Source organism: Agrobacterium sp. CGMCC 11546 (assembly GCF_013365515.1).
GTDB lineage: Bacteria > Pseudomonadota > Alphaproteobacteria > Rhizobiales > Rhizobiaceae > Agrobacterium > Agrobacterium fabrum.
In genome coordinates, this window is sequence record NZ_CP047388.1 from 1,375,248 (window position 1) to 1,389,673 (window position 14,426).

Below are 14,426 nucleotides of genomic sequence, written 5' to 3' on the forward strand. Positions count from 1 at the left end.
AACGATAGAGAACGGTCAAAAGACCCGGCGGGAAACTGCCGGGTCGCTTTATGATTGATGGGGGCGGGTTTGAAGCGGAATGTTCTGCCGGGGCTGAAATTGTCCCTTGGCGTTACCCTCACTTACGTCGCCATCATCGTGCTCCTGCCGCTCTCGGCGCTGGTGTTCAAGGCCGCAAGCCTTGGACCTGCCGAATATTGGTCGATCATCTCTTCGCCACGCGCCGTCGCCAGTTACCGTGTCACGGTGCTCTGCGCGCTGGCTGCGACATTGTTCAACGTCGTTTTCGGGGTGGCGCTCGCCTGGGTGCTGACGCGTTATCGCTTTCCGGGCTGGCGCATCGTCGATGCCATTGTCGATCTGCCTTTTGCGCTGCCCACCGCCGTTGCCGGCATTGCGCTGACGACGCTGTTTGCGGGAAATGGCTGGTTCGGTTCTCTGCTGGCGCCGCTCGGCATCAAGGTGGCCTATACGCCTGTTGGCATTATGGTGGCGATGGCCTTTACCAGCTTGCCCTTTATCGTACGCACCGTGCAACCGGTGCTGGAAGACCTCGATCCGGCGCTGGAGGAAGCGGCGCAGTCGCTTGGCGGCTCGGATCTGGAAATCTTCCGCAAGATCATCCTGCCGCTGCTGACGCCGGCGTTGCTCGCCGGTCTTTCGCTTTCCTTCGCCCGTAGCCTCGGTGAGTTCGGGGCGATCATCTTCATCGCCGGTAACCAGCCGTTCTCGACAGAGATTACTGCACTGCTGATCTTTATCCGGCTGGAGGAATATGATTATCAGGCCGCCGCCGCCATCGCCTCCGTGCTGTTGATAACCGCCTTTGTGATGTTGGCCGTGACAAATTACCTGCAGGCGCGTGCGCTGCGTTATACGGTGAGGAGCTGAGGCATGAGCACCGTTTCCCGACACCACAAGCCGCCGCGCGTTGGTGACGCGCCTCTCGTTCGCCGCAGCCTGATCGCCTTCGTGCTCGTCATTGGCGCTCTCTTGGTTGTCGCACCGCTTATCATCATCGGTGTCGAGGCGTTTTCGCAGGGGTGGAAGGTCTATTCCGCCACCATCACCCATCCCGATACCCGTCACGCCATCATGTTGACGGTTCTCACGGCGCTGATCGCGGTGCCGGTCAATACAGCCTTCGGGGTTGCTGCGGCCTGGGCCATCACCAAATTCGACTTTCCCGGCCGGCGCTTCCTGCTGGTGCTGATCGAGATACCCTTCTCGATTTCGCCGATCGTCGCCGGTGTCGCCTATCTCTTCGTGTATGGTTTGCAGGGGCTGTTTGGACCGTTCCTTGACGCGCATGACATCAAGATACTGTTTGCGCTGCCGGGTATCGTCATTGCCTCGATGTTCGTCACAGCACCTTTCGTGGCACGCGAGCTGATCCCGCTGATGCAGGCGCAGGGGCGCGATCTCGAGGAGGCTGCGACCTCACTCGGCGCGTCCGGCTGGCGCACCTTCTTTTCGGTGACGCTGCCGAATATCAAGTGGGCGTTGCTTTATGGCGTGGTGCTGTGCAACGCCCGCGTGATGGGCGAGTTCGGCGCGGTATCGGTCGTATCGGGCAATATCCGCGGACAGACCAATACGCTGCCTCTGCATATCGAACTGCTTTACCACGACTACCAGACGGCTGGCGCCTTCGCCTCGGCCTCCATCCTCGCTTTGCTTGCCGTCGTTACCATCATCGCCAAGGTGGCGCTGGAACGGCGCGGTGCCGGGCGCGGAGCCAAAAAGACCAACGGCGATGCCGCCATCGCCACGGAGACCTGATTCCCATGAAAATCCGCCTCGAAAATGTGGTGAAGACCTTCGATACCTTCCGCGCCGTGCGAGATGTTTCGCTGGATATCGAAAGCGGCGAGCTTCTGGCGCTGCTCGGCCCTTCCGGCTCCGGCAAGACCACGATTTTGCGCATGGTCGCGGGTCTCGAATATAGCGATGGCGGCCGCATCTTTTTCGGGGACGAGGATGCCACCAATATTCCCGTTCGGGACCGCGGCGTCGGTTTCGTGTTCCAGCATTATGCGTTGTTCCCGCATATGACGCTCCATGAAAACATCGCCTTCGGCATGAAGGTTTCGAAGGTCAAGCGCGACAAAGCGGCGATTGATGCCCGGGTCAAGGAACTTCTGAACCTCGTCAAACTCGATGGTTTGGGTGACCGTTTCCCGGCGCAGATTTCCGGCGGGCAGCGGCAACGCGTGGCGCTGGCCCGCGCCCTTTCGGTCGATCCCAAGGTGCTGCTGTTGGACGAACCGTTTGGGGCACTGGACGCCAATGTGCGTCGCGACCTGCGGCGCTGGCTGCGGGAAATTCACGATTCGCTTGGTATCACCACGATTTTCGTGACCCACGACCAGGAAGAGGCGCTTGATCTGGCTGACCGCGTGGTCATTCTCAATCAGGGCGGGATCGTGCAGCAGGGCACGCCGAAAGAGGTGTGCCGCCAGCCCAACAGTTCTTTCGTCATGCGTTTCCTTGGCGATGCCAACCGGGTGTCCGGCGTGGCGCGCGGCGGCAAGGTCTATGTCGGCGACAACGAGCTGCCCTTCTCCTATGCTCAAGGCGACGGCGCCGTTGATATCTATGCCCGCCCCGGCGATCTTGAATGGGAAGATCTACATGAGGGGATTCCGGCTTCGGTGGAGCGTGTCCTCGACCGCGCTGGCGAGCGCCGGGTGATCGCCAGCACCGATGGTGGCGATATCCTGGAGTTCGACGTGCCCCCTGAAAACGATGTTACGGCCGGAGATCGCGGTTCGGTCATCATCCGCCGCGCGAAGATTTTTCCGGTGGCATAGGGGTGACAGCCGGCTTCAGATCAGAAGCTCGAAGGCGCTTTCCGCCACAAGCCTGCCATTGATCATCAGCTCGACCTTGTGGATACCGGCATAGTGCTTGCGCGTGGTGAAGTCGCGCATGGCGCGGCTGATCGACAGCGCGCAGGTTTCACCGGGCTGAAGTTCAACTTCTTTCCATTTGAAAACCTTGGCGGAGGCATCGCCACTCTTCTTCACGTAATGCACGGCGTAATCGATCACCAGCTTCTGCGGGCGCGTTGCCGTTGAGGTGAAAGAGGCGGAAATCCGCACCGGATTGCCGAGAGTGACCGTCTCAGGCGAGACTTGAAACGCCGCAAGCGTAATCTGCGCTTCCTCATGGGCGCCGAGATGGGCAAGCGCTGCGGCATCACCCTTTTTGATGAGGGTGCGCAGAGCCTGCCGCATGATCCAGCGGGTATGCGCGTTGTCCTTCGGCCATGTGTCGATCAGCGCCAGCACGAAAGCGGGATTATCCTTGGTAATATCGTTCAGGTGATTGGCGACGGATTTGCGCACATATAGCGCTTTATCGGCTTTCATGGCGTCGAGGATCGCGGTGACCGGGGAGGGATCATCGATCAGCGGTTTCAGCTGGAACGACCAGGGCAGGCGGGGCCGGCAGCCTTCGCTCGCCAGCCGCCGCACATGCTCGTTTTCGTGCAGCGACCATGTTTCCATCACGGCAAGCGTGGCGCCCAAGTCCTTTTGCAGGAAATGACGGATGGCGAATTCCGAGGAGCCGAAGCGGGTGAAATAGGACAAGGCCTGCATGGAAAGATCGAAATCATCAAGACCATAGAGTGCCACATATTCCGGCAGCGAAATGGAGGCGAAACCGTTGCCGATACCGGGGGCTGCGGCGGTCAGGATTTCGATGTTGCGGGCATAGTCGCCGGGAAGCGTCGCATGCAGGCTCGTCGCCACCTGCCGCATGCGCTGCATGATGCCGAGCGCCTCCAGATTCGTCGTGGCGTGTGCCATGAAGGCGGAAACGTCGAAGGACGGATGAACGGCCTTGGTCTGATCGGCGATGTGCTGCAGTTTTTCGCGGTTGAAGATTTCCTTCAATGCCGGTGCCGCGGTGTCGCTCATGTTGCCCTCAAAGTTCACTTTTTGTTCTTTTAGGGGATGGTAGGTCTTGAGGCAAGGGAGAGATTGCAGCTTTCATAGGGTGAGGGGCTAACTCGGTGCACCCTGCGCCTTCTCGCGGCCGGGGGAGAAGGTTGCGGCAGCGGGTTAAGGGGGGCGAGCGTAGCGACGCGCGGCTAGCTTGCCCCCTCTGCCATTCGGGCATCTTCTCCCCGGCGGGGAGAAGAAGTTTCTGTAAAAATCAACTCATCTGGCTGACGAATTTGGTCTCCAGATAGGCCTGAACCGCTTCCGAACCGCCTTCCGTGCCATAACCGGAATCCTTGATGCCGCCGAAGGGGACTTCGGGAAGCGCAAGGCCGTTATGGTTGATGGTCAGCATGCCGGCCTCGACCTGTTGGCCGAGCGCATGCGCGGTCTTGACCGAGCCGGTGAAGGCATAGGATGCAAGGCCGAAGGGCAGGCGATTTGCTTCGGTAATGGCATCATCGAAGCTCGAAAAGCGGTTGATGATCGCAACCGGGCCGAACGGCTCGTCATTCATGATCTTGGCGGTCACCGGCACATTGGCGAGAACCGTGGGCTCGAAGAAATTGCCCTTGTTGCCGATGCGGCGGCCGCCGGTCTTCAGTTCCGCGCCATGGGAAACGGCGTCGTTGATGAGACCTTCCAGGGCGGGAATGCGGCGCTCATTGGCGAGCGGACCCATGATGACGCCCTCTTCGAGACCGTTGCCGACCTTGATGGCTTTCGTTGCTTCCACGAAACCCTCGAGAAAGCGGTCCGCCACGCCATCCTGCACGAGGAAGCGGGTGGGGGCGACGCAGACTTGGCCGGCATTGCGGAACTTGGCAAGCGAGGTCACCTCGATCGCCTTCTCGATATCGGCATCATCGAAGATCATCACTGGTGCGTGGCCGCCCAGTTCCATCGTGGCGCGCTTCATGTGCTTGCCGGCCAAGGCCGCCAGATGTTTGCCAATGGGCGTGGAGCCGGTGAAGGAAATCTTGCGGATGACCGGATGCGGGATCAGATATTCCGAAATCTCCGACGGAACGCCGTAGACGAGGCCGATGACACCTGCCGGCACGCCCGCATCCACGAAGGCGCGGATGAGTTCGGCCGGCGATGCCGGGGTTTCCTCCGGTGCCTTGACGATGATGGAGCAGCCGGTGGCAAGCGCTGCGGAAAGCTTGCGGACGATCTGGTTGAGCGGGAAATTCCACGGCGTAAACGCCGCCACGGGGCCGACCGGCACCTTGATGGCAAGCTGCGACACACCGGTGGCGCGCGCGGGGATGACCTGGCCATAGGTGCGGCGCGCTTCCTCCGCGAACCAGTCGATAGTGTCGGCGGCGCCCATGATTTCGGTGGCGGACTGCGCCAGTGGCTTACCCTGCTCGCGGGTCATGATGTAGGCGATCTTGTCCTTGCGCTCACGCAGGATGTCGGCGGCCTTGCGCATGATCTTCGAACGCTCATAGGGCGAGGTGTCGCGCCACAGCTTGAAACCGCGCTCGGCGGCGGCAAGCGCCAGATCGAGGTCTTCCTTCTCGGCATGGGCAATCGCGCCGATGATCTCGTCGGTTGCCGGATCGGACACGGCGATCGTCTTGCCGGAAACGGCGTCTCGCCATTCGCCATCAATGAGAAGTTTGATGTCGGGATAGGTGTGCATAGGGACTACCTTCATGATGTGGCCGATACAGCGAGTGCCGTCCGGCCCGGAGACGTGAACAGAATTTTCCTGACCGGACGATATCCGGCGTCGCGGCTTGCGCTGCGCGGAACAGATGTCTGGATATTTCCGGCATCCGAGATGGCCAGAAACGGAAGTGACAGTCTTTATATTAAGTTCCGGGCGGTGCGTTTCAACCGTGCGCGTCGGCAATTGTCACGATTTTTCTGTGACGGGGACCTGTCTGCGTCATTCCGGTTCGGTATCTGGAAGGACGATGAGTGGCAGGCCGGTCCGCGCGAATCAGAAGGTTCTGTCCAAGGGTGGAACAGCTTCCGTCACAATTCGGCCTTTGTCACACCGGACGGATTGCCTCTGGCGTCTGCGGATTGCCTCATAACAGGGCGTCGAGCGTAAAAAACTATAATAAGACGGAAAAATTATCCAAAGGGTTTACTCAAAACCTAGAGAAAATACGGATAAAATCTCAGTGAGGATATAACATCAGTTCCTGATATATATTGTGAGTGTCGGTGCCTTTAACCTTCAAAGGTTGGCGAAAACCCTCGAGCTGAACGTTATAGATGGAGAAAAAATATGAGTGTCGGCCGGGTACTTCTCAGTGCATTCTTGTCGCTTATGTGGCTTTCCTGCGCGCAGGCCGGGACAATTGCCAAACCGCAGGGCAAACCGATATTAACCATATCCGGAAACATCACCAACACGAATGCCGAGGGTGCGGCGCAGTTTGACCGCGACATGCTGGAAGCGCTCGGCATGGAGACGGTGGAGACGACGACGCCCTGGCATGATGGCCGTGTTCGCTTCGATGGTGTTTCGCTGGCAAAGCTGATGGATATCGTCGGCGCGAAGGGCACAAGCGTCACGGCGGTCGCTCTCAACGATTATGTCAGTACGATACCGATTGAAGATTTTAAGAAATTTAACGTTATTCTGGCGATCAAGCTGGATGGCAATTACATGACAGTTCGCGAAAAAGGCCCGTTGTTCGTCATCTATCCCTATGACAGCGACCCGGAGCTGCAGAAGCAGACGTATTATTCGCGGTCCGCATGGCAAGTTGCCAAACTGATAGTGGAATAAAGGTGCCGTTTGCGAAAACTTGTGGCGGTGATCATCTGTTGCTTCGTCCTGGCAACGGGCTATATCGCTTTCGTCATTGCCGAGCGGCAGACCGCTCTGCAGAAATTCGCCCGCTACAATGATTCCTGGGCGGTCAGCCAGACGGTGGCGGAATATCTGCGCCTGCAGAACAAGCTGGCCGTCTTCGCACTCAACCCCGGCAAGATAGACCGGGACGAGTTGCAGCTGCGTCTGGACATCATGCTGAGCCGGCTTGAGCTTCTGAAGCAGGGCAATCTCGGGGCCTTCATCAATGAGAAACAGCAGTGGCGGGATTTGGTAACCCGCCTCGATGCCATTCTTGCGCACCTGGAGCAGGAGGTGAACACCCTTGATCCCGCCGAGGTTCCGGATTTGCTAGCGGCGATGAGCGCGCTCGATGCGCCGATGACGACGCTCGCCTCCTCTTCCGTCGCTTATGATGTCAATCTCATCGATACCGCCCACGAGGATGTGCGCAAGCTGCATATCGTCTATACCGCGCTGGCCGGTGGCCTGATCCTGTGCGGTATTGCTCTCGTCATATTGCTGCTGCGCCAGAACGATCTCCTGAACCGCGCGCAGAAAAGCATGCGTGGCCTGACGGACGACCTGCGCGCCGCCACGCTGGAATTGCAGGCGAAGAATGTCCGGCTCGAGCACGATGCCTATCATGACGCATTGACGGGGCTGCCGAACCGTTCACTGTTCCGGCAGGAGCTGATCGAGAGGTTGCGACGATCCTTCGGCGGCACCGGAACGACGGCCATCCTCCTGCTCGATCTCGACGGGTTCAAGGACGTGAACGATACGCTCGGCCATGATGCGGGCGATGCGCTGCTTCAGGCCGTGGCGCAGCGCCTTTCGGCCATCGGCGGCGATTATGACATGGTCTGCCGTCTGGGCGGCGATGAATTTGCCGTCGTCTCCGACGATCTGAACGAAGACGCCGCCCGCCGCCTTTCCACCAAGCTCATCGACCAGATCAGCCGCACCTATCAGCTGGGTGAGCAGGAGGTCAAAATCGGCACCTGCATCGGCATCGCCATCTCGCATGGTGCCGTCGATGCCGATGAATTGTTCAAGCGCGCCGATCTGGCTCTTTACGAGGCGAAAGCCATCGGCCCGGGCCGCGCAAGCGTGTTCAAGGTCCGCATGCAGAAGCAGCTGACCGAGAAGAAATCCTTCGAGGCCGATCTGCAGACGGCACTGCAGAACGACGAAATGGAAGTCTATTACCAGCCGCAGGTGGCAACGCAGACCCGCAAGCTCTGCGGTTTCGAAGCGCTGCTGCGCTGGAAACATCCGGTCAGGGGCGATGTGCCGCCCAGCGTGTTCATTCCCGTCGCGGAAAGGACCGGCCTTATCCATTCGCTTGGAAAATGGGTGATGGAGACCGCCTGCCGCGAGGCGATGGGGTGGGACGAGGATATGAAGGTGGCGGTCAATCTTTCGCCGGTTCAGTTCCACAGCACCAACCTCATCCAGAACGTCATGGGCGCGCTTGAGAAAAGCGGGTTGGAACCGAGCCGTCTCGAGCTTGAGATTACCGAATCGATCCTACTTAACAAGAGCGACCAGACGATCAACACCCTGTCGCGGCTGAAGGCCGTCGGTATCAAGATCGCCATGGACGATTTCGGCACGGGTTATTCATCGCTCGCCAATCTGCGCGGCGTGCCCTTCGACAAGATCAAGATCGACCGATCCTTCCTGCGCGATATCACCAGTGACCGTGACGCCTTGGCGATCGTGGAATTCGTGGTCGGCGTCGGTCGCAGCCTGCGCATGACGACGATTGCGGAAGGTATAGAGACGGAAGAGCAATATGAATGTGTCAGACGTCTGGGATGTGATCAGGTGCAGGGATATCTGATCAGCCGGCCCTTGCCAGCCAAGGAACTGGTGGCCTGGAGTTCCGTCTGAAACAGGCCTGTTTCACGACCTTGCAAGCGTGTCGAATTCTTAACCGATATATCATTGCCTGCTAAAACCGATATCGGTCGCCGCGCCGATGTTGTAGAGCAGTCCCGGTCGATGTGGATCATTCGGACGAAGCGACCGGGTTTTGCGAAAAGGCTTGAAACATGGAAATACTGGACGTGCATGGAGTTGCCCTGCCTCTTTCTTCCGATGAGGTGTCGCCCGTCATATGGCAGGCGCTGACCGACGGTAGCTACGAGGCGAAGGAGGCCCGCAGCGTCCTGAAAGCCATCAAGCCCGGCGACCGCGTGTTGGAGCTGGGATCCGGTATCGGCATCATCACCTCGATCATCGCCGGCATCGAGGATGTTTCCGTCTGGGCCTTCGAGGCCAACCCTGCGACGGCCGCGCTGGCGGAGCGGGTCATCAAGGCCAATTGCCGCGACAATGTGGTGTTTTCGCAGGGGCTCCTCACGGCAGACGAGCCTCGCTCCTATCCCTTTTATGTTCGCAAGGATCTCTGGATGTCGTCCATGGACGAAAATCAGGGTCCTTATGAAAAACGCATCGAAATCTCCTCGGCGAATATCGATGAATTTGTGGCCGAGCAGGGCATTACCGCGCTCGTCATGGATATCGAGGGTGCAGAGCGCGATCTGCTTGGCAAGGCCGAGCTGGCCGGTGTCGAGCGGATATTCGTCGAGCTCCACGACCACCTCTATGGTCTCGCCGGCGTTCGAGACATCATGCAGGCGCTGACCGCCAAGGGTTATGCCTATGATCCGCGCGGCTCACGCGGCCCTTGCGTGCTGTTTTCCAGGGATGACAGCCCGCGGGAATACGATCCCGACGTGGATTGAAAGCCGGGCACCTCAAGTAGAGGGTGACGTCAGAGAGTTTGTTCAAACTGAGGGCAGGGCGCGGAGCGTTCTGCCGTCAATCAGTTTTCCTTCCGCTTGCGCCATCCGGTGCAACTTTTGAGGCTGCGTGAAGTTTAGTGCCCATGCCATAATCCGGCAGGCAGCGGGCGGCTCCATTATTATTGCTAAAAGCGCAACTCATTCCGAATTATTATTGTAATTGTTGGGACCGTTTTCCTGCGTCATTATCCCTCCATCAAACCGGCGCACAAGAAGCTGCACTGTAGATGCCAACGCAACCGAAGGAGAAACGATCATGGGCTTTGTTAAGACGACAGACGGAACCGAAATCTTTTACAAGGACTGGGGCCCGAAGGATGCCCAGCCGATCATGTTCCACCACGGCTGGCCGCTCTCGTCCGATGATTGGGATGCGCAGATGCTGTTTTTCCTCTCTAAAGGTTTTCGTGTTGTCGCCCATGACCGCCGTGGTCACGGCCGCTCCGCCCAGGTAGCCGATGGTCACGATATGGACCACTACGCCGCGGACGCCTTCGCCGTCGTCGAGGCGCTCGATCTGAAGAATGCCGTTCATATCGGCCATTCCACCGGTGGCGGCGAAGTCGCCCGTTATGTCGCCAAGCATGGCGAACCCGCCGGCCGCGTTGCCAAGGCCGTTCTCGTTTCCGCGGTACCGCCGCTGATGCTCAAGACCGAGGCCAATCCGGAAGGCCTGCCGATGGAAGTCTTTGACGGCTTCCGCTCAGCCCTTGCCGCAAACCGAGCCCAGTTCTTCCGCGACGTGCCGTCCGGCCCGTTCTACGGCTTCAACCGCGATGGCGCGTCCGTGCAGGAAGGCGTGATCCAGAACTGGTGGCGTCAGGGCATGATGGGCGGCGCGAAGGCTCATTATGACGGCATCAAGGCCTTCTCCGAAACCGACCAGACTGAAGACCTGAAGAATATCAGCGTTCCAACGCTCGTTCTCCACGGTGAAGACGACCAGATCGTTCCGATTGCCGACTCGGCTCACAAATCGGTCAAGCTGCTGAAGAACGGCACGCTGAAGACTTATCCCGGGTTCTCGCACGGCATGCTGACAGTCAATGCCGATGTGCTGAATGCGGATCTGCTGGCCTTCATCAAGGGCTGATCCTCTGCAGAATCGAAATGCGGTCGATTGTTCGGCCGCATTTTTATGCGGATCAGGTCAGATGGTTTTGCCAGGCGGTGCGATAAGACGTAAGGCCCGCAATATCCTCCGCCGTGAAATGACGCTCGCGACCGGCAACCGGCTTGATCCCGGTGAGGAGCGCTGCACCCGCACTGGTTCCCGTCGAACCCTCCATGGCAATGACGTCGGTTGCGGCGAAAGCGGCGAGTGCCTTCAAATACAGTGCGTTTCCGGCGAATGGACCCTCAACGACAATCGGCCCTCTCCGCTCAACGAGCGAAAGGCAGAACTCCGTCATCAGGGCGAGATAAAGCGAGGCGGCCGCATGTCGCTCCGCCCCTGTTGCATCGCTATCGGCGATCCAGCGTGATGCGCTTTCCGGAAAGGGGCCGGAGCCGCTGACGACGCTCGGCAGCAACATCATCCCTTTTTCGACAACCCCACTGAGCGCGGTTTCGATGTCGTGGGGCGTCGCAGCTCCGAATTGCTGCGCCAGCATCTCATATTCCCTGCCGCCCATGAAGCGGGAGGAGGGAACGGGTCGCCCGAGAGCATCGACATTCAAAAGCGTATCGCGGGCGGGATCCAGTGCATCCGCCTTGCCGCCAATGGCGAAATTCACCACCCAGGTGCCGGTGGAGACGACGGAAAAATCGCCCTCCCGGCGCAATAGATGCGGCAGGAGCGATGCGTTGGAATCGTGGATGCCGCAATAGACCGGCATATCGGGTGAGAGCCCGGTTTCCTGCGCCAGTGATGGGCGGATCGTGCCCAACACATCGAAAGCGGAGCGGACAGGTGCCATCAGGTGCTCGATGCCAAGACGCCCGACCAGCGAGGAGAAGCTTTTCCAGCGTGGGTTCCACAGATCGGTATGGCACCCGAGCGACGTCGTTTCGGTTGCCTGCACCCCGGTCAGCCGGCCCGCCCAATATTGGGGATAGGTGACGATGCTGCGCACGCTGGCGAAATCGTCCGGAAAGTTGGTTTTCTGGAAATGGATCTGCGCACCGAGGTTCAGTCCGGCGGGAAGTTCCGGTGAGCCGGTTTCGGCAAAATCGGGCCTGATGCCGCGATAGGCCTGCTGAACCGGTTCGGGGTAGCTATGCTCGTAATCGAGCACCGGCATGGCGAGGTCGCCGGTTCCATCGAGAAGCGCTGCCGAAGCGCCATGGGTGGTGATGGAAATCGCATCGAAACCCGGCTCGCGGCCAAACCGCGCAAGAGCGGCAAGAATGAAGTTCCAGAGCATCTCCACATCGTAATGCGGGTAGGGGCCATCGCGAAGAACCGGGTTCGTCCGCTTCTCGGCAGCAATCTCCTCGCCGCTGCCGGTGTCGATGACGACCACCTTGGCGTTGGTCTTGCCGATATCGATGACCGCGACGCGGCCAGGTTTGATGCTGTCGCTCATGGCAGATGGAACACCGTCACCAGGTCTTTTGCGACGGGCGAATTGTCGGGATTGCTCTCCATGATATCAGCCATATGCGCCCACCATTTTTTCATCACGGGATGTTCGGGCAAAGCCGCCATGCCATGGACCTTCGGCCGGGTCAGCACGCCGAAAAGAATGTTGGTTTCGGGGTCGAGATGGATGGAGTAGTCGCTCACACCCGCCTCGTGCAGCAGCGCCACCAGCTCCGGCCATATCTCGTCATGGCGCTTTTTGTATTCGGCCTCCTTGCCGGCGAAGAGTTTCATCTTGAAGGCGTGTTTTTCGAGTTCCGGCATGGCTCAGCCTCTCATGGCTTTAAGGCGGCGAACGACGATGGGGATGGCGATGGTAATGATCAGCAGCAGGCCGACGAAAATCGACATGACGATGCCGGGCACGTTCAGAAGCCCCAGACCGAAAGTGACGAGACCCATGACGAAGGCAGCGATGACGACGCCCGCAATGGTGCCGGAGCCGCCGAGGATAGACACGCCACCCAGCACCACCATGGTCACCACCTCAAGCTCCCAGCCCTGAGCGATTGACGGGCGGGTGGAGCCGAGCCGCGAGGTGAGGCAGACGGCGGCGATGCCGCTCATCAGGCCGGTGAGCAGGAAGAGGATGAACTTCACGCGCTCGACGGGAATGCCGGAAAAGCGGGCGGCGAAGGGATTGGTGCCGATGACATAGACCTGCCGGCCGAAATTGGTGGCGTGCAGCAGAATGGCGAAGAGGACGGCCATTATGACGAACAGCACGAATTCGAAGGATATCACCCAGAACACGTAGCCCTGACCGAAATAGGCGAAATCCGCCGGATATTTGCCATAGGCCTGATCCCCCAGCACCATGTAGGAGATACCGCGAAACAGGCTCATCGTGCCGATGGTGACGACGATGGAGGGTAGTTTCAGCCCCGCGACCAGAAAGCCGTTGAAGGCGCCGCAGAAAAGCCCGGTGCCGATGCCGATGGCGACGAGGCCAGGCGTGCCGACCCCCATCTGCACCGCCGCACCCATGGCGGTGGAGGCCAGTGCAATGATGGCGGCAACCGACAGGTCGATTTCACCGGCAATGATCAGAAGCGCCATGGCAAAGGCGATGATCGCCTTTTCGGTGAAGTTGAAGGTCGCGTCGGAGAGATTCCAGGCATTGAGGAAATAGGGCGAGGCGAGCGAATTGGCGATGAAGATGAGGATCGCGACGCCAAGCAGCAACACTTCCCAGCTGGCCATGATACGGCTGAGCGGCGTGCCAAGTTTGTCGGGAATGACGCGCGGTGCCTGTGATGGTTGGGAATTCGTGCTCATGCAGATGCTTCCTTCCCATGGTCTGCCGCGGCCCGGTCACGCAGGATGATACGGCCTTTTCTGGCTTCGGCGCGGGCGTTGAAGACAACGGCGAGCACGATGACCACGCCTGATATCGCCATCTGCGCGAAGGGCGAGATACCGATGACGGGCAGCGCGTTCTTGATGACGCCGAGGAACAGCGCGCCAAGCACCGCACCGGCCACCGAGCCGATACCGCCGGCAATCGAAATACCGCCGATCACATTGGCTGCGACGCTGTCCAGTTCGAAACCGGCGGCGATATCCACATAGGCGACGGCGTAACGCGACACCCAGAGATAGCTAGCGAGGCCAGCCAGAGCGCCTGAGAGCACGAAGGCGAAGAAGCGCGTGCGGCCGACATCGATGCCCGCATAGGCCGCCGCACCCGGGTTGCCGCCCGACGCATAGGCTGAGCGGCCGAAAGAGGTACGGGTGAGCACCAGCCAGGCTCCCGCGATGATGAGAATGGCGACCCAGGACAGAACCGGCATGCCAAGGATCATCGTGCGCGGCACGTTGAGGAAGGTCGGCGAAAACTGATGCGCATTCACCCAGCCGCCGCCCGAGAGCACGAAAGCCATGCCGCGATAGATGGTGAGCGTGCCGAGCGTCACGACAATGGGCGGGATGCCGAGCCACCAGACGAGGATGCCGTTGAGCGAGCCCAGAAACGCGCCGATGCCGACCGCCATGACGATGAGCAGCGGCAGGGGCACGCCCGGAAAGGCGGCATTGGTCATCGCCACCGCCATGCCGGTAAAGGCGAGATTGGCGGCGACTGAGAGGTCGATGGATTTGGTGAGAATGACCGCCATCTGGCCAAGCGCCAGGATGATGAGGATCGACGTGTCATTGAAGATATTGACGAGATTGCCGGGCCGGGCGAAGCCGGGCGCGCGCAGGGCAAAGCCGGCAATCATGATGATGATGATACCCGCCAGCAGCCATTCGCGATTTTTGAGTAGACGTTGCAT

13 protein-coding genes are annotated in these 14,426 nt (G+C 59.6%); 7 read left to right on the forward strand and 6 right to left on the reverse strand.

What is annotated here, in order from left to right:
- Window positions 1-57: 57 nt before the first annotated feature.
- From cysT to GSF67_RS20945, 3 genes are read left to right on the forward strand one after another with little or no spacing between them, the layout of a single operon-like run.
- On the forward strand, window positions 58-891 hold the full coding sequence (gene cysT, locus GSF67_RS20935) for a sulfate ABC transporter permease subunit CysT (RefSeq protein ID WP_006315764.1): 834 nt from the start codon (window positions 58-60) through the stop codon (window positions 889-891).
- Window positions 892-894: 3 nt separating this feature from the next.
- The gene (cysW, locus tag GSF67_RS20940) at window positions 895-1,782 is read left to right on the forward strand and encodes a sulfate ABC transporter permease subunit CysW (protein WP_006315765.1); all 888 of its coding nucleotides are present in this window, start codon (window positions 895-897) and stop codon (window positions 1,780-1,782) included.
- Between the two features lie 5 nt (window positions 1,783-1,787).
- Window positions 1,788-2,813, forward strand: coding sequence for a sulfate/molybdate ABC transporter ATP-binding protein (locus GSF67_RS20945; protein ID WP_006315766.1), 1,026 nt, complete (start codon window positions 1,788-1,790; stop codon window positions 2,811-2,813).
- A gap of 15 nt (window positions 2,814-2,828) precedes the next feature.
- Here the strand turns inward: GSF67_RS20945 and GSF67_RS20950 are convergent, their stop codons facing one another.
- Window positions 2,829-3,926 (reverse strand): DNA alkylation repair protein, encoded by a 1,098-nt coding sequence (locus GSF67_RS20950; RefSeq protein ID WP_035216458.1) that lies wholly within the window; start codon window positions 3,924-3,926, stop codon window positions 2,829-2,831.
- A 238-nt stretch (window positions 3,927-4,164) separates the two neighbouring features.
- Window positions 4,165-5,601: an NAD-dependent succinate-semialdehyde dehydrogenase gene (locus tag GSF67_RS20955; protein WP_006315769.1), complete on the reverse strand. Its 1,437-nt coding sequence runs from the start codon at window positions 5,599-5,601 to the stop codon at window positions 4,165-4,167.
- A gap of 597 nt (window positions 5,602-6,198) precedes the next feature.
- On the opposite strand from GSF67_RS20955, the gene GSF67_RS20960 reads away from it, so the two are divergent.
- From GSF67_RS20960 to GSF67_RS20975, 4 genes are all read left to right on the forward strand, one after another.
- Window positions 6,199-6,705 (forward strand): molybdopterin-dependent oxidoreductase, encoded by a 507-nt coding sequence (locus tag GSF67_RS20960; protein ID WP_006315770.1) that lies wholly within the window; start codon window positions 6,199-6,201, stop codon window positions 6,703-6,705.
- A gap of 21 nt (window positions 6,706-6,726) precedes the next feature.
- The gene (locus tag GSF67_RS20965; RefSeq protein WP_230058160.1) at window positions 6,727-8,649 is read left to right on the forward strand and encodes a bifunctional diguanylate cyclase/phosphodiesterase; all 1,923 of its coding nucleotides are present in this window, start codon (window positions 6,727-6,729) and stop codon (window positions 8,647-8,649) included.
- A 161-nt stretch (window positions 8,650-8,810) separates the two neighbouring features.
- Entirely contained in the window at window positions 8,811-9,506 is a 696-nt protein-coding gene (locus tag GSF67_RS20970) for an FkbM family methyltransferase (RefSeq protein WP_006315772.1), read from the forward strand.
- Between the two features lie 316 nt (window positions 9,507-9,822).
- Window positions 9,823-10,659, forward strand: coding sequence for an alpha/beta fold hydrolase (locus tag GSF67_RS20975; RefSeq protein WP_006315773.1), 837 nt, complete (start codon window positions 9,823-9,825; stop codon window positions 10,657-10,659).
- A gap of 52 nt (window positions 10,660-10,711) precedes the next feature.
- Here the strand turns inward: GSF67_RS20975 and GSF67_RS20980 are convergent, their stop codons facing one another.
- From GSF67_RS20980 to GSF67_RS20995, 4 genes are read right to left on the reverse strand one after another with little or no spacing between them, the layout of a single operon-like run.
- Window positions 10,712-12,094 (reverse strand): FGGY-family carbohydrate kinase, encoded by a 1,383-nt coding sequence (locus GSF67_RS20980; RefSeq protein WP_006315775.1) that lies wholly within the window; start codon window positions 12,092-12,094, stop codon window positions 10,712-10,714.
- Entirely contained in the window at window positions 12,091-12,414 is a 324-nt protein-coding gene (rhaM, locus tag GSF67_RS20985) for an L-rhamnose mutarotase (RefSeq protein WP_006315776.1), read from the reverse strand. Before rhaM ends, GSF67_RS20980 begins: the two co-directional genes overlap by 4 nt.
- A 3-nt stretch (window positions 12,415-12,417) precedes the next feature.
- Entirely contained in the window at window positions 12,418-13,428 is a 1,011-nt protein-coding gene (locus GSF67_RS20990) for an ABC transporter permease (protein ID WP_006315777.1), read from the reverse strand.
- A complete protein-coding gene (locus GSF67_RS20995; protein WP_006315778.1) occupies window positions 13,425-14,426 on the reverse strand; it encodes an ABC transporter permease in 1,002 nt (333 codons plus the stop codon). The genes GSF67_RS20990 and GSF67_RS20995 overlap by 4 nt, the downstream gene beginning before the upstream one ends.